Origin of the sequence: Bradyrhizobium sp. MOS001 (assembly GCF_004634465.1) — a bacterium.
Classification (GTDB): Bacteria; Pseudomonadota; Alphaproteobacteria; order Rhizobiales; family Xanthobacteraceae; genus Bradyrhizobium; species Bradyrhizobium barranii.
In genome coordinates this window covers 20,070-41,683 of record NZ_SPVJ01000045.1, presented here as the reverse complement: position 1 = coordinate 41,683, position 21,614 = coordinate 20,070, and the positions used below count along the sequence as shown (strand labels likewise).

General features: G+C 63.3%; 22 protein-coding genes. 7 read left to right on the top strand and 15 right to left on the bottom strand.

Going from position 1 to position 21,614, the window contains the following annotated elements; translation table 11 throughout:
• The first annotated feature begins 3 nt into the window (after positions 1-3).
• The 5 genes from fliG (at position 4) to CT676_RS34915 (ending at position 4,912) form a co-directional block, all read left to right on the top strand.
• A complete protein-coding gene (fliG, locus tag CT676_RS34935) occupies positions 4-1,095 on the top strand; it encodes a flagellar motor switch protein FliG (RefSeq protein ID WP_028153248.1) in 1,092 nt (363 codons plus the stop codon).
• Complete coding sequence (locus CT676_RS34930) at positions 1,095-1,718, top strand: FliH/SctL family protein (protein ID WP_063981200.1); 624 nt, start codon at positions 1,095-1,097, stop codon at positions 1,716-1,718. Before fliG ends, CT676_RS34930 begins: the two co-directional genes overlap by 1 nt.
• A gap of 3 nt (positions 1,719-1,721) precedes the next feature.
• The gene (fliN, locus tag CT676_RS34925; protein ID WP_018318401.1) at positions 1,722-2,072 is read left to right on the top strand and encodes a flagellar motor switch protein FliN; all 351 of its coding nucleotides are present in this window, start codon (positions 1,722-1,724) and stop codon (positions 2,070-2,072) included.
• 51 nt (positions 2,073-2,123) lie between these two features.
• Entirely contained in the window at positions 2,124-3,509 is a 1,386-nt protein-coding gene (locus tag CT676_RS34920; protein ID WP_135216375.1) for a sigma-54 dependent transcriptional regulator, read from the top strand.
• A gap of 254 nt (positions 3,510-3,763) precedes the next feature.
• Positions 3,764-4,912 (top strand): M20 family metallopeptidase, encoded by a 1,149-nt coding sequence (locus tag CT676_RS34915; protein WP_135216374.1) that lies wholly within the window; start codon positions 3,764-3,766, stop codon positions 4,910-4,912.
• A gap of 115 nt (positions 4,913-5,027) precedes the next feature.
• On the opposite strand, the gene CT676_RS44475 is transcribed toward CT676_RS34915, so the two are convergent.
• The 10 genes from CT676_RS44475 to CT676_RS34870 form a co-directional block, all read right to left on the bottom strand.
• Positions 5,028-5,183 carry a hypothetical protein gene (locus tag CT676_RS44475; RefSeq protein ID WP_028160973.1) on the bottom strand — a complete coding sequence of 52 codons (156 nt, stop codon included), beginning with the start codon at positions 5,181-5,183 and terminating at the stop codon, positions 5,028-5,030.
• Between the two features lie 97 nt (positions 5,184-5,280).
• Positions 5,281-5,871, bottom strand: coding sequence for a flavin reductase family protein (locus tag CT676_RS34910; protein WP_135216373.1), 591 nt, complete (start codon positions 5,869-5,871; stop codon positions 5,281-5,283).
• Positions 5,872-5,903: 32 nt separating this feature from the next.
• Entirely contained in the window at positions 5,904-6,740 is an 837-nt protein-coding gene (locus tag CT676_RS34905; protein ID WP_135216372.1) for an ATP-binding cassette domain-containing protein, read from the bottom strand.
• A 7-nt stretch (positions 6,741-6,747) separates the two neighbouring features.
• Positions 6,748-7,554, bottom strand: a complete 807-nt coding sequence (locus CT676_RS34900) for an ABC transporter permease subunit (RefSeq protein ID WP_135216371.1) — start codon at positions 7,552-7,554, stop codon at positions 6,748-6,750.
• Positions 7,551-8,717, bottom strand: coding sequence for an FMNH2-dependent alkanesulfonate monooxygenase (gene ssuD / locus CT676_RS34895; protein WP_135216370.1), 1,167 nt, complete (start codon positions 8,715-8,717; stop codon positions 7,551-7,553). The genes CT676_RS34900 and ssuD overlap by 4 nt, the downstream gene beginning before the upstream one ends.
• An 8-nt stretch (positions 8,718-8,725) precedes the next feature.
• Complete coding sequence (locus CT676_RS34890; RefSeq protein ID WP_135216369.1) at positions 8,726-9,688, bottom strand: sulfonate ABC transporter substrate-binding protein; 963 nt, start codon at positions 9,686-9,688, stop codon at positions 8,726-8,728.
• Positions 9,689-9,726: 38 nt separating this feature from the next.
• The gene (locus tag CT676_RS34885) at positions 9,727-10,677 is read right to left on the bottom strand and encodes a sulfonate ABC transporter substrate-binding protein (RefSeq protein ID WP_135216368.1); all 951 of its coding nucleotides are present in this window, start codon (positions 10,675-10,677) and stop codon (positions 9,727-9,729) included.
• Positions 10,678-11,054: 377 nt separating this feature from the next.
• Complete coding sequence (locus CT676_RS34880) at positions 11,055-11,504, bottom strand: hypothetical protein (RefSeq protein WP_244623363.1); 450 nt, start codon at positions 11,502-11,504, stop codon at positions 11,055-11,057.
• A gap of 81 nt (positions 11,505-11,585) precedes the next feature.
• A complete protein-coding gene (locus CT676_RS34875) occupies positions 11,586-12,752 on the bottom strand; it encodes a cytochrome P450 (RefSeq protein ID WP_135216367.1) in 1,167 nt (388 codons plus the stop codon).
• A 205-nt stretch (positions 12,753-12,957) separates the two neighbouring features.
• On the bottom strand, positions 12,958-13,269 hold the full coding sequence (locus CT676_RS34870; protein WP_244623362.1) for a hypothetical protein: 312 nt from the start codon (positions 13,267-13,269) through the stop codon (positions 12,958-12,960).
• Positions 13,270-13,640: 371 nt separating this feature from the next.
• Here CT676_RS34870 and CT676_RS45530 point away from each other — a divergent pair, with 371 nt between their 5' ends.
• Both CT676_RS45530 and CT676_RS34860 read left to right on the top strand, forming a co-directional pair.
• The gene (locus tag CT676_RS45530) at positions 13,641-13,961 is read left to right on the top strand and encodes a hypothetical protein (RefSeq protein WP_244623360.1); all 321 of its coding nucleotides are present in this window, start codon (positions 13,641-13,643) and stop codon (positions 13,959-13,961) included.
• A 33-nt stretch (positions 13,962-13,994) separates the two neighbouring features.
• Entirely contained in the window at positions 13,995-14,825 is an 831-nt protein-coding gene (locus CT676_RS34860; RefSeq protein ID WP_135216365.1) for a tetratricopeptide repeat protein, read from the top strand.
• A gap of 119 nt (positions 14,826-14,944) precedes the next feature.
• Here the strand turns inward: CT676_RS34860 and CT676_RS34855 are convergent, their stop codons facing one another.
• From CT676_RS34855 to CT676_RS34835, 5 genes are all read right to left on the bottom strand, one after another.
• On the bottom strand, positions 14,945-15,826 hold the full coding sequence (locus CT676_RS34855) for a L,D-transpeptidase (protein WP_167768269.1): 882 nt from the start codon (positions 15,824-15,826) through the stop codon (positions 14,945-14,947).
• A gap of 412 nt (positions 15,827-16,238) precedes the next feature.
• Entirely contained in the window at positions 16,239-17,213 is a 975-nt protein-coding gene (locus CT676_RS34850; protein ID WP_135216363.1) for a hypothetical protein, read from the bottom strand.
• A gap of 717 nt (positions 17,214-17,930) precedes the next feature.
• Positions 17,931-18,719, bottom strand: a complete 789-nt coding sequence (locus tag CT676_RS34845) for a helix-turn-helix transcriptional regulator (protein ID WP_135216362.1) — start codon at positions 18,717-18,719, stop codon at positions 17,931-17,933.
• Positions 18,720-18,989: 270 nt separating this feature from the next.
• On the bottom strand, positions 18,990-20,195 hold the full coding sequence (locus CT676_RS34840; RefSeq protein ID WP_167768268.1) for an LLM class flavin-dependent oxidoreductase: 1,206 nt from the start codon (positions 20,193-20,195) through the stop codon (positions 18,990-18,992).
• A 105-nt stretch (positions 20,196-20,300) separates the two neighbouring features.
• Positions 20,301-21,548 carry an acyltransferase family protein gene (locus CT676_RS34835; RefSeq protein WP_167768267.1) on the bottom strand — a complete coding sequence of 416 codons (1,248 nt, stop codon included), beginning with the start codon at positions 21,546-21,548 and terminating at the stop codon, positions 20,301-20,303.
• Positions 21,549-21,614: the final 66 nt, after the last annotated feature.

Here is a 21,614-nt window from a genome sequence, read left to right as displayed (position 1 = left end):
GACATGGCCGGCAACCTGCAAAACGCCAACTCCAACGACATCACCAGCGTGATCTCGACGCTCGGTGCCCGCCAGGGCAGCCGCGCGGGCGGCAAGACCGAAGCGGTGACGGGACCCAAGCGCGCCGCGATCCTGATGCTGGCGTTGGGCGAGCAATATGGCGGCAAGATCTGGTCGATGCTCGACGACGACGAGGTCCGCCAGCTCTCGCTGGAAATGTCGACGCTCGGCACCGTCGAGGTCGACACGGTCGAGGACATGCTGCTCGAGTTTGTCTCCCGCATGTCGGCTTCCGGCGCGCTGATGGGCAATTTCGACGCCACCGAGCGGCTGCTGCAGCAGTACCTGCCGCCGGAGCGCGTCAACGGCATCATGGACGAGATCCGCGGCCCCGCCGGCCGCAACATGTGGGAAAAGCTCTCCAACGTGCAGGAAGAGGTCCTCGCCAACTATCTCAAGAACGAATATCCGCAGACCATCGCAGTCGTGCTGTCGAAGCTGAAGCCGGAACACGCCGCGCGCGTGCTCGGCATCTTCCCCGAGGAGCTCGCGCTCGACGTCGTCAACCGCATGCTGAAGATGGAGGCGGTGCAGAAGGAGGTGATCGAGAGCGTGGAAAAGACGCTGCGCACCGAATTCATGTCCAACCTGTCACAGACCCGCCGCCGCGACGCCCACGAGGTGATGGCGGAAATCTTCAACAATTTCGACCGCCAGACCGAAACCCGCTTCATCACCTCGCTGGAAGAGGACAACCGCGAATCTGCAGAGCGCATCAAGGCGCTGATGTTCACCTTCGACGACCTCGTGAAGCTGGATTCCGGCTCGGCCCAGACCCTGATGCGCAATGTCGACAAGGACAAGCTCGGCGTCGCGCTCAAGAGCGCCAACGAAGACGTCCGCAACTTCTTCTTCGGCAACATGTCCTCGCGCGCGGCCAAGATGCTCCAGGACGACATGGCGGCGATGGGCCCGGTCCGCCTGCGCGACGTCGACGAGGCCCAGGCGCTGCTGGTCAACCTCGCCAAGGACCTCGCCGCCAAGGGTGAGATCATGCTGACCAAGAACCGCGCCGACGACGAGCTGGTGTACTGATGGGCGCCCCCGCAAAATTCCTGTTCGACACCGACTTCGCAGCGCCGGAGCGGTCGCCGCGCGAGAAGGCTGCGACCGCTGCCGAGATCGCCCAGAAGATCGCGGAAGCCGAGGCGCGCGCCTATCAGGACGGCTTTGCCGCCGGCCAGCGCGAAGCCAAGGCCGAGAGCGACCGCCGCGTCGCGCTCGCCATGGAAGAGATCAACATCGGTGTCCGCGGCGTCGCCGCCGGCATCGGCAACATCGAGACCAAGATGGAGACCGAGGCGGTCGACGTGGCGGTGGCGGTGGCGCGCAAGCTGTGCGCCGATCTGGTCGCTGCCGAACCGCTCGGCGAGATCATGGCGCTGGTCAAGGACTGCTTCTCGCACCTTGTCGCGACGCCGCATCTCGTCGTGCGCATCAACGACGCACTCTACGACAGCGCGCGCGAGAAGATGGAGCGGCTCGCCAAGCAGAGCGGCTTCGAGGGCCGGCTGGTGATCCTGGCCGAGCCCGATATCGCCACCGGCGACTGCCGGATCGAATGGGCCGACGGCGGCGTCGTGCTGGAGCGCGGCGCCATCGTGGCCAAGATCGACGAAATGGTCGGACGCTATATCGCGTCCCGCAGGGGGAGCTAAGCCATGAGCGACACCGACGGACAGGTCCCGCTGCCCGATCTCAACGGCCCGATGCCGCCGACCGGTACGGACGTCGGCTACAACGAGGACGAATATGCTGCGCGCGCCGCCGCCGACCTCGAAGCCGTGTTCGACGTGCCGGTGCAGGTCTCGGCCGTGCTCGGCCGCTCCAAGATGGACGTCAGCGAGCTGTTGAAGCTCGGGCCCGGCACCGTGCTCGAGCTCGACCGGCGCGTCGGCGAGGCCATCGACATCTACGTCAACAACAAGCTGGTCGCCCGCGGCGAAGTCGTCCTGGTCGAGGACAAGCTCGGCGTGACCATGACCGAAATCATCAAGACCGAACGCAGCTAGTAGCGCAAGGAATGACGCGCGGCAGCGCGACCAGACGGACAGGAGACTGACATGCGGCTTCTCATCGTTGGCACATTGAAGGGCCAGCTCACCACCGCCACCAAGATCGCGATGGAGAACGGCGCCACCGTGACCCACGCCGAGGATCACGAGCAGGCGATGCGCGTGCTGCGCGGCGGCAAGGGCGCCGACCTCCTGCTGGTCGACGTCGCCCTCGACATCCGCGACCTCGTGATGCGGCTCGAGGCCGAGCACATCCACGCGCCGATCGTCGCCTGCGGCATCACCAACGACGCCCGCGCAGCGGTCGCCGCGATCCACGCCGGCGCCAAGGAATACATCCCGCTGCCGCCGGATCCGGAGCTGATCGCCGCGGTGCTGGCCGCGGTCGCCAACGATTCCCGCGAGCTGGTCTATCGCGACGAGGCGATGGCCAAGGTGATCAAGCTCGCCCAGCAGATCGCGGGCTCCGACGCCTCGGTGATGGTCACCGGCGAATCCGGCACCGGCAAGGAAGTGCTGGCCCGCTACGTCCACACCCGCTCGGCCCGCGCCAAGCGTCCCTTCATCTCGATCAACTGCGCCGCGATCCCCGAGCATCTGCTGGAATCCGAACTGTTCGGCCACGAGAAGGGCGCCTTCACCGGTGCAATCGCGCGCCGCATCGGCAAGTTCGAGGAAGCGACCGGCGGCACGCTGCTGCTCGACGAAATCTCGGAGATGGACGTCCGCCTGCAATCGAAGCTGCTGCGCGCCATCCAGGAGCGCGTGATCGACCGCGTCGGCGGCACCAAGCCGGTGCCGGTGGACATCCGCATCATCGCGACCTCGAACCGCAACCTGGCGGAAGCCGTGCGCGAAGGCACGTTCCGCGAGGACCTGCTGTTCCGCCTCAACGTCGTCAATCTGAAGATCCCGCCGCTGCGCGAGCGTCCCCTCGACATCCTCGAGCTCGCCCAGCATTTCGTGAAGAAATATGCCGAAGCCAACGGCGTACCGGTGCGCCCGATCTCCGCGGACGCGCGCCGCGTGCTCTCGACCAACCGCTGGCAGGGCAACGTCCGCGAGCTCGAGAACACCATGCACCGCTCGGTGCTGATGGCGCAGGGCGACGAGATCGGCCCCGACGCGATCCTCACCCCGGACGGCGACCGCCTCGACCTCGCCAAGACCGCGCCGGCCGTGGCGCATGCGACCATGGCCGCCGAGCAGGTGACGCGGGCGTTTGTGGGCCGCACCGTCGCCGACGTCGAACGCGACCTGATCCTGGAGACGCTGAAGCACTGCCTCGGCAACCGGACCCATGCCGCCAACATCCTCGGCATCTCGATCCGCACGCTGCGCAACAAGCTCAACGAATATTCCGACGGCGGCATCCCGATCACGCCGGCGGGAACGCCGGGCGAATATCCGCGGATGCCGATGGTGGGGGCGTAAGTCTCTCCCCCTACTGAAAGAATGCAGATGCCCGGGCTGGTCCCGGGCATTTTTTTGGATGCAGGCTGCCAACCTCGTCATTGCGAGCGCAGCGAAGCAATCCAGAATTCCTCCGCGGTGATAGCTGGATTGCTTCGCTACGCTCGCAATGACGGCGTTGAGAGCGCTCCTCGCATAACGGGACCGCGCTAGCCGACTAGGCCATGGCGACGTCAGGCCCTATAACCCCGCGTGAGAACAACGCGAGGATACACATGTCGGAAGCTCAAATCACGGACTGGCTGGCGTCGCAGCGGCAGGCGATGATCGATCTGCTGCGCGATGTCGTGAACATCGATTCCGGATCCTACGACAAGGAAGGCGTCGATGCGGTCGGTGCGCGGTTCGAGCGGCATTTTGCCGAGCACGGCATTCCGTTCCGGCGCGAGAGCAACGCCACCTTCGGCGATGCGATCCATGCCGATGTCGCCAAGCCCGGCAGCAACGAGAAGCCGGTGCTGTTGATGGGCCATCGCGACACCGTGTTCGGCAAGGGCGAGGCCGGGCGGCGTCCGTTCACGATTGAGGGCAAGCGTGCCTATGGACCCGGCGTTGCCGACATGAAGTCCGGCGTCGTGATGAACATCTTCGTGGCGACCGCCTTCCACAAGTTCGGCGGCAGCCCGCATCCGATCAAGGTGCTGATCACCTCGGACGAGGAGATCGGCTCGCCCTCCTCGCGCCCGGTGATCGAGCGCGAGGGACGCTCCGCACGCGCCGTGTTCAATTCCGAACCGGGGCGGCCGACCGGCAACATCGTCACCGGCCGCAAGGGCGGCATCTTCATGCACTTTGCCATCACCGGCAAAGCCGCGCATTCCGGTGCCAATTTTGCCGCGGGCATCAGTGCCATCGGCGAGCTCGCGCACAAGATCGTCCATATCCACGCGCTGACTGATCTCGACAAGGGCATCACGCTGAATGTCGGTCTCGTCTCGGGCGGGCAGTCCGTGAACACCACGGCGCCCTCAGCCGAGGGCCAGATCGACCTGCGCTACGTCGATCCGGCGGATCGTGCGAGGATCATGGCGGCGATCGAGAAGATCATCGCGACGTCCTACGTCCCGGGTACCAGCGCGACGCTGACGGTGAAGGGCGAGTTCGTGCCGGTGGTGCAGAGCACGGAGTCGAAGGCACTGTTCGAAGGCTATCAAGCGGCCGCAAAGCAGGTCGGCCTCACCACGCTCCAGGGCGAGTTTTCAGGCGGCTGCGCCGATTCCGGCTTCACCGCCGCAGTCGGCACACCGACCATCTGCGGCCTCGGGCCGGTCGGCGGGCTCGCGCACACGCCGGAGGAATATCTCGAGCTCGACAGCATCGTGCCGCGCGCCCAGGCGCTGGCGCTGGCGATTTTGCGGGGGTGAGCGAAGCTGCCGTAGGGTAGGCAAAGGCGCATTTGCGCCGTGCCCACCATTCGTCTCGTTCGATAGAAGTGGTGGGCACGCTTCGCTTTGCCCACCCTACGAGACCTACCAAGTCCTACGAATAACTCGGCGCGTCCGGCTTGCGGAAGATGTGGATGGGGTCGCCCGGCACGATCGGCTGGCCGCTGAACATCGCATAGGCGTAGAGCGCGAGGTAGCCGATCGCGAGCGCGCCGATGGCGTAGAAGGCCCAGGTGGCGACGCGCTTCATCGTTCCGCTCCATGGCCGTCCCGGACGGGGCGGCTCAGGGCGCTTCTAGAGCGATGACGGGGAAAAGGCCAGCCTGCGGGCCGCCCTAGCACAGCGATCAAACGCCGCGCAGGCCGCGGGCGGGAACGCCGACCTCGGCGAGCCTCGCCGCGTCTTCGTCCTGGTCGACCGCCACGTACTGGCCGTGCCAATAGGCCAGTGCAGCATTGCCGGTCGAATTCCTGACGCTGCTGACGCTGCTGACGCGGCCGATGACGATGCCGTGCGAATGCCGCTCGACGATCTCCTCGACCTCGCAATCGACCGCGGACAATGCACCAACCAGCAGCGGGACGCCCGAGACCGCCGTCACCCACTGGCTGCCCGCAAAGCGATCAGCCCCCTTCAGCCCGCCCTTGCCGGCAAAACGCTCGGCGACGTCCAGCTGGTCAGCCGCGAGGATGTTGACGCCGAAGGCACCGTAGCGGCGGATCAGCGGGAAGGACGAGGCATCGCGGTTGATGCTGACCAGCAGCGTCGGCGGATCGACCGACAGCGAGGTCACCGAGGTGACCGTCATGCCGGTGATGTCCTTGCCCCGCCCGGCGGTGATGACGCTGACGCCGCCCGTGAGGTGGCGCATGGCGCCGCGGAAATCGGCGGACGAGACGGCAGTTTCAGTCATGAGATCGCGAGGCACTACATTCATGGCATGGTCCCCGAAGCGGGGTTCCCCTGTATTTAGGTACGATCGTCCGCCGACAAAAGATGGCTCAGGATCGAGCCTTCGAGGCTTGCGAGCTCGGCGGAGCCGCGTTCGCGCGGCCGGGCGGTGTTAACCGTAACATCGTGGGCAATCCGGCCCTCGTCGATCACCAGGACCCGGTCGGCCAGCGCGACGGCCTCGGCGACGTCGTGGGTCACCAGGATCGCGGTAAAGCCCTGGTCGCGCCAGACCCGCTCCAGCAGCCGCTGCATCGAGATGCGGGTCAGCGCGTCCAGCGCGCCGAGCGGCTCGTCGAAGGCGAGCACACGCGGATGGGAGACCAGCGCACGGGCGAGCGCAACGCGCTGCTTCTGGCCGCCCGACAGCACCGACGGCCACTGATCACGCTTGTCGGTCAGCCCGACCTCGGTCAGCGCCTTCTCCGCGCGAGCATGCGCGTCGCTGGAGGACCGATCGCGGCCGAGCCCGACCTCGACATTGGAAAGCACCCGCGCCCAGGGCAGCAGCCGCGGCTCCTGGAACATCACGCGGATGTCCTCGGGCTGGACTTCCTGGCCGAAGCTGATGCTGCCGGCCTCGAACTTTTCCAGGCCGGCGATCAGCCGCAAGAGCGTGCTCTTGCCGCAACCGCTCTTGCCGACGATCGCCACGAACTGGCCGGCGGGGATGTGCAGGTCGATGCCGCGCAGCACCTCGTTGTCGCCGTAGGATTTGCGCAAGCCACGGATGCTGAGCGGCAGGCCTGTCGTCTGCGCCGGGCGCTCCTCGCGCACGACGCGTGCCTGCGGCACGAAATTGGCGCGGCTGGCGAGCTCGGTTTCGGGAAGGGCCGTACGAAGAGCTGTCTGCATGTCACTCTCAGCGTTTCTGGAAGGCGGGGTGCCAGGAGAGCGTCAGGCGCTCCAGCACGCGGGAGGCGCTGTCGGCGAGCTTGCCGAGCAGGGCGTAGATCAGGATCGAGAGCACGACGACGTCGATCAGCATGAACTCGCGCGCCTGCATCGCCATGTAGCCGAGGCCTGAAGACGCCGCGATGGTCTCGGCGACGATCAGGGTGAGCCACATGATGCCGAGCGCAAAACGGATGCCGACGAAGATCGAGGGCAACGCGCCGGGGAAGATCACGCGGCGGAACAGCTCGCTGTCGGTCATGCCGTAGATGCGGCCCATCTCGATCAGCTGCGGATCGACGGTTCGGATGCCGTGCAGCGTGTTGAGGTAGATCGGGAAGAACACGCCGAGCGCCACCAGGAACAGTTTTGCGCTCTCGTCGATGCCGAACCACAGAATGACCAGCGGGATCAGCGCCAGATGCGGCACGTTGCGCACCATCTGCAACGTGGTGTCGGTGAGCTTGGCCGAGAGCTGCGACAGGCCGTTGGCGAGACCGAACGCGAAACCGATGCCGCCGCCGATCAGGAAGCCGATCGAGGCACGCCAGAACGACACCCAGATGTTGCGGACGAGCTCGCCGGAGAGCAGCAGCTTCCAGCCCGCGAGCACGACGTCGCTCGGCGCCGGCAGCACGCGAACCGGCACGAAGCCGGTGATGCTCGCGACCTGCCAGATCGCGATGATGGCGAGCGGCACGATCCACTGGATCAGGCCGTCGACCCGCGGCAGGCGGAAGCTGCGCGGAAGTGAAACGCTGTCAATCAGGCTCATGACTCGGACACTCGCTGCTGCGGACGGTAATCGCTGCCGACGGTCTCGCCAAAGGGACCGCCGTTGAAGTGCAGCTTGGTCACGTTGCTCGGCTGCTCCAGCGAGAGCAGCGGGAACACCAGCTCGGCGAAGCGATAGGCTTCCTCCAGATGCGGATAGCCCGACATGATGAAGGTATCGATGCCGATGTCCTGATACTCCTTGATGCGGGCCGCGACCGTCTGGGCGTCGCCGACCAGCGCCGTGCCGGCGCCACCGCGCACGAGACCGACACCGGCCCACAGGTTCGGGGCGATCTCGAGCTTGTCGCGCTTGCCGCCATGGAGCTGCGCCATGCGCTGCTGACCGACGGAGTCCATGCGGGCAAAGTTCTTCTGCGCCAGCGCGATGGTGTCGTCGCTGACATGCCTGATCAGCTCGTTCGCGGCGCTCCAGGCCTCGTCATTGGTCTCGCGGACGATCACATGAAGACGAATGCCGAAGGAGAGCTTGCGGCCGCGCGCAGCTGCGACCTCCCTCACCTTCGCGATCTTCTCGGCAACCAGAGCCGGCGGCTCACCCCAGGTGAGATATTTGTCGACGGCGTCGACGGCGACGTCGATGCCGGCATCGGACGAACCGCCGAAATAGAGCGGCGGCCGTGGCGACTGCACCGGCGGAAACAGCAGCTTGCCACCCTCGACATGGATGTGCTTGCCCTCGACATTGACGGTCCTGCCGGCGAGCAGGTCGCTATAGACGCTGAGGAACTCGCGGGTGACCTCGTAGCGCTCGTCATGGCCGAGGAAAATGCCGTCGCCCTTGTTCTCGACGGGATCACCGCCGGTGACGACGTTGACGAGAAGCCGGCCGTTGGTGACGCGGTCGAGCGTCGCGGTCATGCGCGCCGCCACGCTCGGCGATTGCAGGCCGGGGCGGACAGCCACGAGATAGCGCAGCCGCTCGGTGAACGGCGCGACCGAGGAGGCCACGATCCAGGAATCCTCGCAAGATCGCCCGGTCGGCAACAGCACGCCGTAATAGCCGAGCTGGTCGGCGGCCTGCGCGATCTGGCGCAGATAGTTGAAGTTGACCTCACGGCCGCCGATGCCGGTGCCGAGATAACGGCCGTCGCCGTGGGTCGGCAGGAACCAGAGGATGTTGGCGTTGGACTGCTTACTCATGTGCTTGCTCACGATCCTGGTTTCCGGGCCACGTCGGAAATCTTGATGGATTTGGGAATCAGGTTGAGCGCGAAGAACGCATCCGCAACCTGCTGCTGGTCGGCGATGACGGCATCCGTGATCGGCTTGATGCCATAGGCCTGCCGCTTCAGCGCCACCTCGACCACAGGGACAGACAGGCCGATCGCCGGCGCCAGCTGCTCGGCGACCGCGTGGATGTCGCCCTTGGCCCAATCGTCGACGGAGCTGAGCTCGGCGAGCACGGCGTCGACGATCTTCGGGTTGGCTTCGAGGAATTTCTTCGAGGCGAAATAGAACTGGTAGTTGGCGACGATGCCGGTGCCGTCGGCGAGCGTGCGCGCGCCGGTGGCCGCTTCCGCCGCGGCCTGGAACGGATCCCAGATCACCCAGGCATCGACCGCGCCGCGCTCGAAGGCGGCGCGCGCATCGGCCGGCGCCAGGAACACCGGCTCGATCTCGGAATATTTGACACCCGCCTTCTCCAGCGCCTTGATCAGGAGATAGTGGACGTTGGAGCCCTTGTTGAGCGCGACCTTCTTGCCCTTGAGATCGGCGACCGATTTCAGCGGGCTGTCCTTCGGCACCAGGATCGCCTCGCCCTTCGGCGCCGGCGGCTCGTAGGCGACGTACTGGATCGGCGCGCCGGCGGCCTGCGCGAAGATCGGTGGGGCCTCGCCGGTGTTGCCGAAATCGATCGCGCCGACATTGAGCGCTTCGAGCAGCGGCGGGCCGGACGGGAATTCGGTCCACACCACCTTGTAGCCGTCGGCGGCGAGCTTCGGCTCCAGCGTGCCCTTGCTCTTGAGCAGCACCAGCTTGCCGTATTTCTGGTAACCGATGCGGACCACCTTGTCTTGGCTGTCCTGGCCGTAGGACGTGCCGACCGCGGCGGCGACGATGCCGATCGACAGCACGATGGCGGCGATCAGACGTTGAACGATGCGCCTCATGTTCAGACCTTTTGATATGGGGAGATTGGTCGGCACGATCAGGTCGCCGCGCTGCGCCAGACGATGTCGCGAACGACGATCGGCTTCGGGATCAGGCCGAGCTTGTAGAAGCGGTCGGCGACGCCCTGCTGGGTCACGACGATGTCGTCGGTGACAGGGCCGACCACGAAGTTCGCGCGCTCGGCCGCGACGGCCTGGATGTCGAGCGGGACGCCGGTGACGGCGGCGAGCCATTTGGCGACCTCGCCGCGATTCTGTTCGGCCCATTTGCCAGTTGCGGTCGTGACGTCGACGATCTGTTGCAGGATGGAGCCGTGGGTCTTCGCGAACTCACGGTTGGCGATGTAGAAGGAATTGGTCTTGGTGACTTCGCGCGCATTGATCAGGATGCGGCCGCCCTGCTTGGTCTCGCCGATCGCGAAATAGGGATCCCAGATCGCCCAGGCCTCGATGCTGCCATTGGCAAAGGCGGGCCCGGCATCCGGCGGCGTCAGATAGACCGGGGTGATGTCCGCATAGGTGAGACCGGCCTTCTCCAGCGTCTGCACCACGACATTGTGGGCGCTAGAACCCTTGGTGAAACCGATACGCTTGCCCTTCAAGTCGGCGATCGAGCGGATCGGCGAATCCTTCGGCACCAGGATGCCCTGGCCGTTGGTGATGGGCTGGCCCGCGGCATAGACGATCGCGGCACCCGCGGCCTGGGCGAACACCGGCGGGGAATCGCCAACCGAACCGAAGTCGACACTACCGACGTTCATCGCCTCCATCATCGGCGGGCCCGAGGAGAACTCGACCCATTTCACGTCGATGCCTTGCGGATTGAAATGCTTTTCCAAGGAAGCCTGCTGGCGCGTGATAACCAGCACGCCTGTCTTCTGGTAGCCGATACGAATTTCCTTCACCGCGCCCTGCGCGTTCGCGCGGGAGGCAAATGCAGCGCCGGCCGCAGTTCCAACGGAGAGCTTGAGAAAGTCACGACGCTGCATTCCACACTCCCGGCCGCCTGCGGCCGTCATTCCTTTGCGCTGCAGGAATGATGGTGCGGGTCAGCGGAGGTGTCGAGACGCCAGGGAAAATAGCGATGCGAGCACTGCGCGCGTGGCGAAGCGCATGATTAATCTTTCAAGCGGCCGCGCTCATGCAGAGGGATTTTTTTCCGCACGCGAATGTGAGAGCCGCGGGAATCTCATCGACGCTCCCAGGGCCGGAACATAAATTGTCGAAAACAACCCCATGCACAGTAGCCGACCATAGTCCGATCAACGACTTACGCATTATCCGAAGTTCGTTTGACACGTCGGGCAAAACAGGCGCATGATGGCATCATGGCAGCGTGTGGATCGGGGCCTCCGACAAGGCGCGGTCAGTGCTCGCGCACCCAGGGATCGGACGAGAAATAGCAATTCTCGAGCACCATGCGATCCCTGGCGCGGAAACTGACGCGACATCGACGCCACACCTTTGTCTGATGCTTGCCGTCGTCTGACGTATCGACGTCGGAGATCCACACGATCGGCCGTCGCCAGCGGTAACGTCCGTCCCGATCCCAACCGCTGCGGCCGCATGTGATGCGGACACTGGTCATCGTCCCATCTGGCCTGAAGCACCAGGTCCGCGAACCCCACGCCTTGCCGGGCGGCGTCTGAGCGTAAGGCACAAGCGAGGTCTGCGTCCAGCAGCCGGAAATGGAGGACGGTCCGGCGGCGCGCGCCGGTACGACGACCAGCAACGCGATCAGCGCCGACCCGGCAGCCAGAGACGATTCAAGCCACGGCTTGGGCCAGAACTGGATGGACATGACGCCAATGAACATGACGTCATGTGTGTCGCCGGGTAACGATGCGGTTCAATCGTCCGACGCCACGAGTTCGCCGTCACGGCGACCGTCGTCTGGTCAGTGCGCCCACCTCACCGGCAGGTTCAGCAGGCCGCGGAACGCCCAGCCGCCGATCCGCACTGGCTCATCGTCGGCAAGTTCGAGACGGCTCGCCCTCGCGAACACCGTCGGCAGCGCGACGTCGGCAATCATGGCACGCGAGGCCCAGGCGCCGGCGCAGAAATGCGGGCCGGCGCCGAAGGCGACGCTCTTGGACGTGTCACGCCGCACGTCGAACTGGTCGGCGCGCTCAAAATGCTTCTCGTCGCGATTGGCGGAGCCGAACATCAGGAACACGCGCTCATCTAGCTCGAAAGACACGTCGCGGATCGTCCACGGCTTTGCGATGCGGCGCGGCGACATGCCGATCGGCGAGATCCAGCGGGAATATTCCTCGAACGCCTCGAGCCAGGTCACCTCGCCCTTGCGCACGAGATCGAGTTGCTCGGGATGGCTCAGCAGCGCCCACACCGTGCCGGCGATCGCCTTGCGCGGTTCGTTCTGGCCGCCTGAGATCGCGAGTTTCACATTTGCGCGCACGCTCTCCATCGGCATGCCCGCAGCGAGGAGTACGCCGAGGATACTTTGATCGGGATGCTTGCGCATCACGGGCAGAATGTCGTCGATCGCAGCATCAATGCCCGACGTCGCCGCATGACAGCGCGCCTCGACCGCGGGGTCGCCGGTGTAGTTCGCGATGCCTTCGATCATGCCTTGCGACCACGCGTCCATGTCCTGGAAGCCGATATTGGTGAGGCCGGTGATCGACTTCAGGCATTCGCCGGAAAACGGCAGCGCGAAGTCGCGCATGAAATCGATCCGCCCCGGCTCGATTGCGTCAATGATGCGGTCGGCATGGGCTTGGAACAGCGCGGTCCAATGCGCCTTCACCGTCCTCGGCGACACCGTCGGAAACATCGCGCGCCGCTCGACCTGATGCGCCTCGCCGTCCTTGCGCATCATGTTGTGGCCCATCAGCCGGTTCATCAGGCCGGCCGGCTGGTGCGAGGAGAACACGTCGATCTGCTTCTCGGAGATCGAGATGTCGTCCCGGCTCGCCAGCAGCGTCGAGCCGAGTTGCGGCACGAAGGCGATCGGCGCTTCCTTCCGCATCTTCGCGAGCATCGGATAGGGATCGGCCCAGAACGAAGCAGGGTCGATGTCGATGCGCGGCGCGGTGCTCAAGGCGGTCTCCCCTGGATTCTCGTGTGCTTCAGGACAGACTAGCGAACTCCGACGCCGGCGTCTGTCCCTAGCGATAGGGACGGACGGCATTGGGGCGTGTGTTCATAAGCTTGATGCGCGCAGGCGCAATAGCGAGGTTCGCATGGCCCACAACAGCGGACACCGACGATGCATAAGCGAATGTTCGTTAAGGCCCAACAGCGGACTAAGCGTCCGCGAGCGAGCGGCCATGCGTCAGCCAATAGTCGATCTGCCAGCTCTCGTAACCAAGCAATTCACCAAAGCGCCGCTCGCGATCATCGGACCAAGCTCCGGATTCGTTCAGCAGCGCAAGCATGGCGTCAACCCGCCACTCGCTGCCGGGCAATGTGTAAAACAGCATCCGATATTCGAGCTGCGGCGCGCCAGGACAGGTTTCGATCAACTCGCGTCTTATGAAGCGGCCCTCAGCAACATGCCTGTCGAACATGCGCCAATACCGAATGCAGATGTCCGGCTCTTGGCCAACGATATCCATGAAATATGCGAGGGGCTTGGCCCCCCTCGGCATTAGGCCAAGTTCTCTATTGGTATGAACCAAATAGGGTAGTTGACGACGCCATTCGGAGTGCATGTTGAGCATGTTGGTCGCACAACGTTAGTTTCTGCTAAGGGTCGCGCGCGAACATTCCAGAGCAAGCTCAGGGTCGGCTTCGAGCCAAATCCAGACAATTGCAGCGAGCTCTATGGCACTGCCATTTTCATGATGACGGCGAGCTCTTTCATGGTGGCTGAGGCTTCTCGCAAGGAACGGCTAACCACGTTGCGACGGCTGCATGCGCGAGGGCATGGGAAGGTCAATCAACCAATGATAGCATTAGCTTCCTGAGACCAACCCAGGGAACTGCCGTGACGGAAAAGACGAAGCCTCGCGTTCGGCTTCTGTTTGTTGCTATGTGGATCGCTCTCGTCGGTGCTCTTTTCGTTGGCTTTACGTTCATCAACGCGCCACGAGGTGGTTCGCCTCCCTGGTTTTTTAGCCTGATTGTGTCCTGGTTGCCGTTCCTGGTGCTGGTGGGCATCTGGCTATGGTACTCGCGTGCGAGCCGGCGCTCATCATCCGGCACGAGCTGGGTCGATCTCTACGAGCAGCAGGTCGCCGAAAACAGGCGCACCAATGCATTGTTGGAGAGGATCGCGGCGGCTCTGGAAAAGCCGTCTCCGGGTTAGCTCGAACACTGGCGCATCGCGGGGAGGAAGGATATGCGCTCAGGGATTTCCGCGCACGTCTGGCTGATTGCCTTGGCATTCGCAACAGCCGCTGCTGTCAGCCGGCCAGCGGCAGCCGACGATCGACAGGAGTGTTTGAATGGGTCGAAGGAAACCGCTGCCGCGACGATCGCCGCCTGTACACGCGCGATCGAAAGCGGAGACAGCAATGACCAAGACCTGTCCGCCCTCTATCATGCGCGCGGCTACTCCTGGTCATGGACAAGCTTCGCCGATCTCGACGACCGCGCCTTGAAAGACTTTACCGAGGCGATCCGAGCTAACCCGAAATCCGGCGGATCACTGCTCAATCGGTCGTACATCTACAACCAACGGCACGACTACGACCGGGCGATAGCGGACGTTAACCAGGCATTCGAAGGTGGCCTGTCGGACTATGGAAAGCGGGTCGGATACGGCGAGCGCGGCTACGCCTATCAGGCCAAAGGCGACAACGACCGTGCCATCGCGGACTATACAGAGAGTATCCAGCTTGATGCGAACAATAGTTTCGCTCTCACCGCGCGAGGCAACGCCTATTTTGCCAAGGGCGATTTTGATCGTGCCACCGCCGACTACGACCGGGTGATCGCACTCGATCCGGAATATGCTCACGACTACTCCGCTTACAGCAATCGCGCCATTGCGTACCTGTCCAAGGGCGATTTCCGCGGCGCCACCGCGGACTTCGATCGGCGGCAGGCGCTATCATGGCTCGCTGCTGCTGTCTTTTTGGCAGTGGTGATCTGGCTTTGTTGCCGAAGGAGCGCCCATTTGCCGGGACGGTGGTCCGGGCCGACGATGGGTTCAGATGTGCGAGAATGAACTCGTCGAGATAAAGCGCAGGAACGCCGCCTTGGAGAGTATCGCGACGGTCATCGAGAAGCGATCGTCGGGTTAGATAGAATTGCCTCCTTGTCCTCAGTTGCAGACTGAGGACTGAGTTACCGGGCTTCGGCGATCTTCGGTCCGGATGACAACATCTGCGCGTTAGCCGCCAGGGGCCGCTTCGACGGCGATGCCGGGTCCGGCAACCGGAAAGCGGCGTCGGCCGGCGCTCCCTGGGAGGGCCTGCGGGCGGCGGTTGCCGGAAGCACGATCACTTTCGCTCCGACTTTCACCCGCTCATAGAGGTCCGTGACGTCGTCATTGGTCAGCCGGATACAGCCGGACGAAACCTTCTTGCCGATCGTATCGGGATTGTTGGTGCCGTGAATGCGATATTCGGTCTCACCGAGATACATCGCCCGGGCGCCGAGCGGGTTGCCGGGACCGCCCGCCATGAACCGCGGCAGATAGGGCTGACGCGAGACCATCTCCACAGGCGGATGCCAGTCCGGCCATTCTGCCTTACGGGCCACAGTCTGCTCACCGGACCATGTGAAACCTTCGCGGCCGACACCGATGCCGTAGCGCATCGCCTGCCTGTCGCTCAGAACGAAATAGAGGAATGTGTTTCCTGTATCGATGATCACGGTGCCCGGCGCCTGACGGCTGGCGTAGTCAACCACCTGCCGGACAAGTGCTCCGGGAACGCCAGCGTCGGCTTTGGGTGGTTCGACCAGAGGCGCCGGGGCCGGGATCGGAGCAGGGACCGGAATCGCAGCCGGAGCTGGCGCTGATGCACGAACTGGAGTCGACACGTAAACCGGAGTTGACGACGCCTGGGCCTGTTGTGCGGACGGTTTTCGTATCGGTTGCACGTCCGCCGGGCTAGACAGCAAGCTATACCCCACGACGGCGACGGCCATGGCGCCAATCGCAACTCTCGCGGCCATGGGTATTGCGAGGGCCTCTGCCTTCTTACGTTTGGCCCGCTTACTCATGTCTTTCCCCAGGTCACCATGCCTGGAAGAGGTACCCGGCAAGATTTAAGAAACTTCGAAGCGACGTCACACGGACTGGAACCGTTAGTCGTGGTTAACGCCGAATTGTTCGGCAACATAAAAATTGGGCATACCGCTCGATATTCAGGTCGCGACGAGGACGACGCGCTTCTCATCGCGAAACGAGTCGAGGTCTGAAGCACCCGCGGAGAAAACGCACTCAGACCTTGACCTGCGCTCAGTCCGACAGCCGACATTTTGGCGCCTGAGACAAACGACAGCTAAGGGCTACTAGCGGAAGTAAAGTGCCTACTCGATCACCTCGTCGGCTGTAGCGAGCAGCGACTACGGTAAGGTCGAGCGTCTTCGCGGTCTTTGGCGGATTTCAAGGCACGTTGGCTCGGTGGCCAGTTCATGTGACGCGACGAAGCCATCGCACGATCTCATCCACACAGTTAGGATGGTTGTAGATCCCGTGCCGCAGCTGCCAAGACGGCTTGCTGCGTGCCTGCCCCATAGAGGATTGATGCAACTGAAAGTATATCCCGTGAAATTCCAACAACGAAATTTCCAACATCCATCGCAAACTAAAAGGCCGTTCGAAGGATCTCAGTTTGGGCGAAGCCGCTTCGATCGGCCTGAGGGTGATTGCCTCCACCTGGCCCAACGTATCCGGTACTGAGTCAACCGCAATGTCGCAACTCATCCCGTTGACCAGAAATTCTCGCCCAAAGAAGGATTTAAATGCACCGGGAACAAAGAACAATATCAGTGCGCCAAAGAAAACGCCGATCATCAGGCCTCCCATCCATAATCCCAATTTCGATTCGCCATTCAGCCCGAAAAACGAACCCAGCCAAACAAAAACAATGACCACCGCGTAGATCGCGGGGATCGCTGCAACTAGGGTAAGGAAGCTCAAACGCGAGCCGATGGAGCCCGCCGCGAGCGATAGCGAAGCTTCATCATCCACGCCGCGGATAACAAGCATCCGCGACATTGCCGCACCTTTAGTATCGTAGTGAGCCAACTCTTCGATGGCATGCGCTGCATCCGGGTTGGTGAAGACTTCATTCAACCATTCCATAATGAAAAAGCCCGCTACTCCACTCAACACCGCGATAATCAAGAACACCAGGTCCTCATTTTTCGCGATTTTTCTCACAGCAAGCAGAAGCTTTAGGCCCACCTTTTCAGACACGATCTCGTCAAGAACTAGCAGACTTACGAAAAGCGTTATAAAGATTGCTCCAAGCATAAAGAGCTTGACCCAATATGACAGTTGCAAGGACGTGCGCGCAAACACCCTAAGAAACGGCGTCGCCAAGGTGACGATCCGGATCCGGCCTGTCTTGGAGTCGAGATGTTGCAAGGCACGCAACGCCACGTTTCCTCCGTGGCTATGGGCAATAATGACGGCTGTCAGGGTCCTCCAAGCCTTCTCTCAGTTGTTTGGATAGGTCTCTCGCTGCGCGGTCGCGGGCATGAACGGAGTTGGCCCCACTCCAGAGAAATGCGCGGATCGGCCAATCGAGCGACTCACTTTTGAGTGCGGCGTCTAGTCCGTCGCAAAACTGCGAACCCTCCTCAAACCACCTCTTGGTCTCACGGAAGTAGCCGCGTCTTAGGTCTGACATCTTGGGGAAAATCCCTCGGCCCCACGTACCGTGCACGAGAAGGATTGAACACCGGCTCACCCGTGCAGCATCCGCAGGAGTGTCATCCATCGCAGGGGAGATCACGGACCTATTTTCGTTAGAGGCGAGCATGATCATCTCCGCGTCCCTTCGGAAAATCATAGTCGCTTCAAACTAAGATGGCCGATCGTCCGCGGTCAACTTTGCAACAAAATCTGCCATGAGCAGACGCAGCCAGCCCGACCTATTATTTGATCAGCTCGTCGGCAACAACAAGAAATCGCGTCGCCTCATTCAGTCCTCCTCGATACCGTCTTCGGCCAACCCATGGCACCACGGTGCGTAGCTCGCCGCCAGTGGGCTAAGGATTAGGATTTCGGCTTGGGGTCAAAAGGCGACGATCCCGGCTGACGGACTGCGCATCCGCTTTGCGCCTGCAAGCAGACATCGCGGACTAAACGTAGCTCTTAGTTCAGGCCGCTTGGCCCCGAGAGCAGGCCCAGCACGATCGAAAACAATTCGTTCTGCGAGGAGATGCCGAGCCGCTCATAGGCGCGCTTGCGGTAGGTCAGGGTCGAATGCAGGCTGATGCCGAGCGCCTGCGAGATCGCCTCGGAGCTGAAGCCGAGCAGGATGCGGCGGCAGACCTCCTGCTCGCGCGGTGTCAGCGCGGAGAGTGGCGCGCGCGTTGCGAACAACGCGGCGAGGTTCTGGTCGGGCGTCGCGGTGGCCGCCTGCTGGAAATGACGCGCAACGCTGGCGCTGATCGCAGGCGCAATGGTCTGAAGCCGCGCACGCTCGGCGTCGCCAAAGCGGCCCTGGGCCGTGATGCGGTAGAAGTTGACATAGAAGCAGGTGTCGCCGACCCAGATCGCTGTCGCATATTTGTCGACGATATCAGAGTCGTTGAAGAAGATTTTCCGGTAGCGCGCGCCATACATGCGCGGCGCGAACGACGGCAGCATGATCGGCGCGCTGCCTTCGCCTTCGAACAGCGCATCACGATTGGGATCGGATTCGTGGAACTGACCGGCATAGGCCGCGCCGAGATCGCTGCCGATCGGGATGTTGCCGGCATCGAGCAGACAGCTCGCCGCGCCGGTACGTGTCAGGGCAAACACCATGCAATGGCCGACGCCGGCCTGCCGGCGCAGTGTGTCGATCAGGACATTCGGGAAATCAGGTCGGCCGATGGCGAGCACCGCCGGCGCGATGTCGTTCGCCGCTGGAGTTGAGGCCATGCCGTGGGGCCGCATTGGTTTCCTCCGCAAAAGTTCTTTTGGCGGAAGATATCAGCAGCCGGGTTTGACCGAAAGTCGGAGACGGCGGCTTATGCCGCTTCTGGGTCCCGGCTCTGCGCAGCAGCGTTGCACGCTGCAGCGCGTCCGGGACACGAGAGTCGTGCTGGCCGATGCGGAAAAGGTCTCGTGCCCCGGACGTAGCGCAGCGTGACATAAGCGCGTTTACGCGCGTCTTCGACGCGCTATGGCGCTGCTGAGCCGGGGCCCATGCCGGATGCAGCGCCCTTACCCCGCCGCGGCCTTCGCCGGCGCGACGTTGATCGCGAGCTTGCCGTAGCGATCCGTAAACGCCTCGGTGTCGATCTCCTCCAGCTTGATCTCGCCGCTCATGACGCCCTGCTTCCACGCCGCCTGGGCCGGATCGTTCTGGAACTCCGGCATCACCTCGCGGCCGAACAGCTCCAGCGATTCGCAGATGTGCTCGTGGCTGTTCTTGCCGGCCTGGTTGAGCAGGATGACCTGGTCGATATGGGAGGACTGGAAGCGCTTCAGCTTCCTGCGGATCGTCTCGGGCGAGCCGATCAGGCCGCCGCGCAGCGCCGCCTCCTGTGCTTCCGGATTGTCGCGCTTCCACTTGTTGTACTCGTCCCACATGTTGACGGTGTAGGGCGCGGGCCGCTGGCGATTCTGCGAGACGCCGTAGAAGCGCAGCGCGAACTGGAAGAAGGTGGCGCCGTCGGCGCGCGCACGCGCCTCCTCGTCGGTCTTGGCGCACATGAAGAACGAGACCAGCGCCATGTTCGGGTTGATCTCGTAGTCGGCGAGCTTGTGCAATCGCTTGGTCATTGCATTGTAATAGGCGTGCACCCAGGCATGCGCCGCATCCGCGCTGACGAACTGGAAGCCCAACGCGCCAAAGCCGTGGCGGCCGGCGCGTTCGATGGTCGGCAGTTGCGAGCACGCCATCCACAGCGGCGGATGCGGCTTCTGCACCGGCTTCGGCACGACATTGCGCAAGGGAATGTCGAAATACTTGCCGTGATGCTCGGAGCCGGCATCCTTGAACATCGGAAAGATCGCCTGCACAGCTTCCTCAAAGACCTCCTTCTTGGTCTCCATGTCGCGGCCGAATGGCGTGAGCTCGGTGATGGAGGCGCTCTCCCCCATGCCGAATTCGCAGCGGCCGTTGGAGAGCAGGTCGAGCACCGCGACGCGCTCGGCGACGCGCGCCGGATGATTGGTGGTGAGCTGGAGGATGCCGTGGCCGAGCCGGATGTTCTTCGTGCGCTGGCTGGCGGCGGCGAGGAACGATTCCGGCGAAGGCGAGTGCGAGTACTCTTCGAGGAAGTGATGCTCGACGACCCAGGCGTGGTCGTAACCGAGCTTGTCAGCAAGTTCCATCTGCGAGAGCGCGTTCTGGTAGAGCTTCAGCTCGTCGCCGGCCACCCAGGGCCGTGGCAGCTGCAGCTCATAGAAGATGCCGAACTTCATGACGCCTCTCCCGCTTATTCTTGTTGCGCTCATCTTAGTGAGCGGGGAGGCGCTGTCTATGGAGCCGCAATTCCGCCGTGCGGGAGAATGACCCCACACTTCGCGTTATGGCACGGCGGGGCCTGTGACCGCGGCGCCAGGCGCCGCTTCGCGCCGTACGCGTCGGCCATTCAGCACCACGCCGATGAAGGTGAAGCGCACCAGCAGATGATAGCTTGCCAACATCGGGAGAATCGCGACGACGAGAATGATGGCGAACTTGACCAGCCCGGGCCAGTCGAGCTGCGACAGCACGACCTGTAGCGCCATCACGATCGGCATGTGGATCAGATAGAGCCAGTAGGACGCATCGGCGAGGTAGCGCCGGGTCGGGCTGAAGCCGGACATGAAGCGAAGTGCGAGGCCGAGGACCGCGAAGGTCGAGATCCATATCGCCGGTGCATACAGGATGGCGGAGACAAGCCTGAGCGTGGCGAAACTGACCGGCAGTTTCGGCGCACCCGGCACGGACATCATCACCCCGACAAGCACGAAACTGATCAGAATGAGGCCGAGCGCCGGCAAGAGATTCCACAGCCAGCGTCGCTCCAAAATCCGCAGTAGATCGGTCTGCCGATGCAGCAACCAACCGAAGCCGAAGGCAGTGCCGAAGCCGACCCACGCCTGGAGGTTCGTGACGAGCGATTGATCCGGCGTCCTCACGCCCATCACATTGATCCATCTTTGATCGAGGCAGAAAGCGATGCCGATCGGGATCGCCAGAACCAGGGGCGCCAGCGGATTTCGCATAATCTGCGCAAAGAGGCGGTCGACAACCGTTCGCAGCGTGCCTGATACATCGAGCCAGACAATTGCGCCGCGCAGCAGGAGCATGGCGACATATAGCTCCAGCAGCACATAGAGAAACCAGAGATGGGTCAGCGGGAAATTCGGCAGCACCGGCGGCCAGCGAGGTGCGCCGGGGATCGGGCCGCCGTTCGGAAAGCCCGCAGCCCATATGACCACCAGGGCCATCGGCGTAAACACGATCGGCCAGCCGACCACTAGCGGCAGTCCGATCCTCTGCAACCTGTCCGTGACGAAGCCCCAGATTCCCCGGCGATGAAAGCTCATGCGAGCGAAGAAACCCGCCATCAGGAAGAAGGTCGTCATCCGGAAGACGTGGATGACGAAGAACAGCAGGCCCAGGGCCAGGCTTTGATGGGTGTCCTGGATGATCCAGATCCTGGTCGGGGCCGGCACGAACGACAGGGTCGCGTGCAGGACGATGCCGAGCAGCAGGGCAAAACCCCTGACCGCGTCGAGCGCGTGCAGCCGTTCCGATGCGGGGGCGATGGCGGTCGATCGGGACATGGACGGACTCGGCTTGCTGGTGAAAGGCTTGTTTCCGGCAATCTGCCCGATCATGTCAGGGCTCTC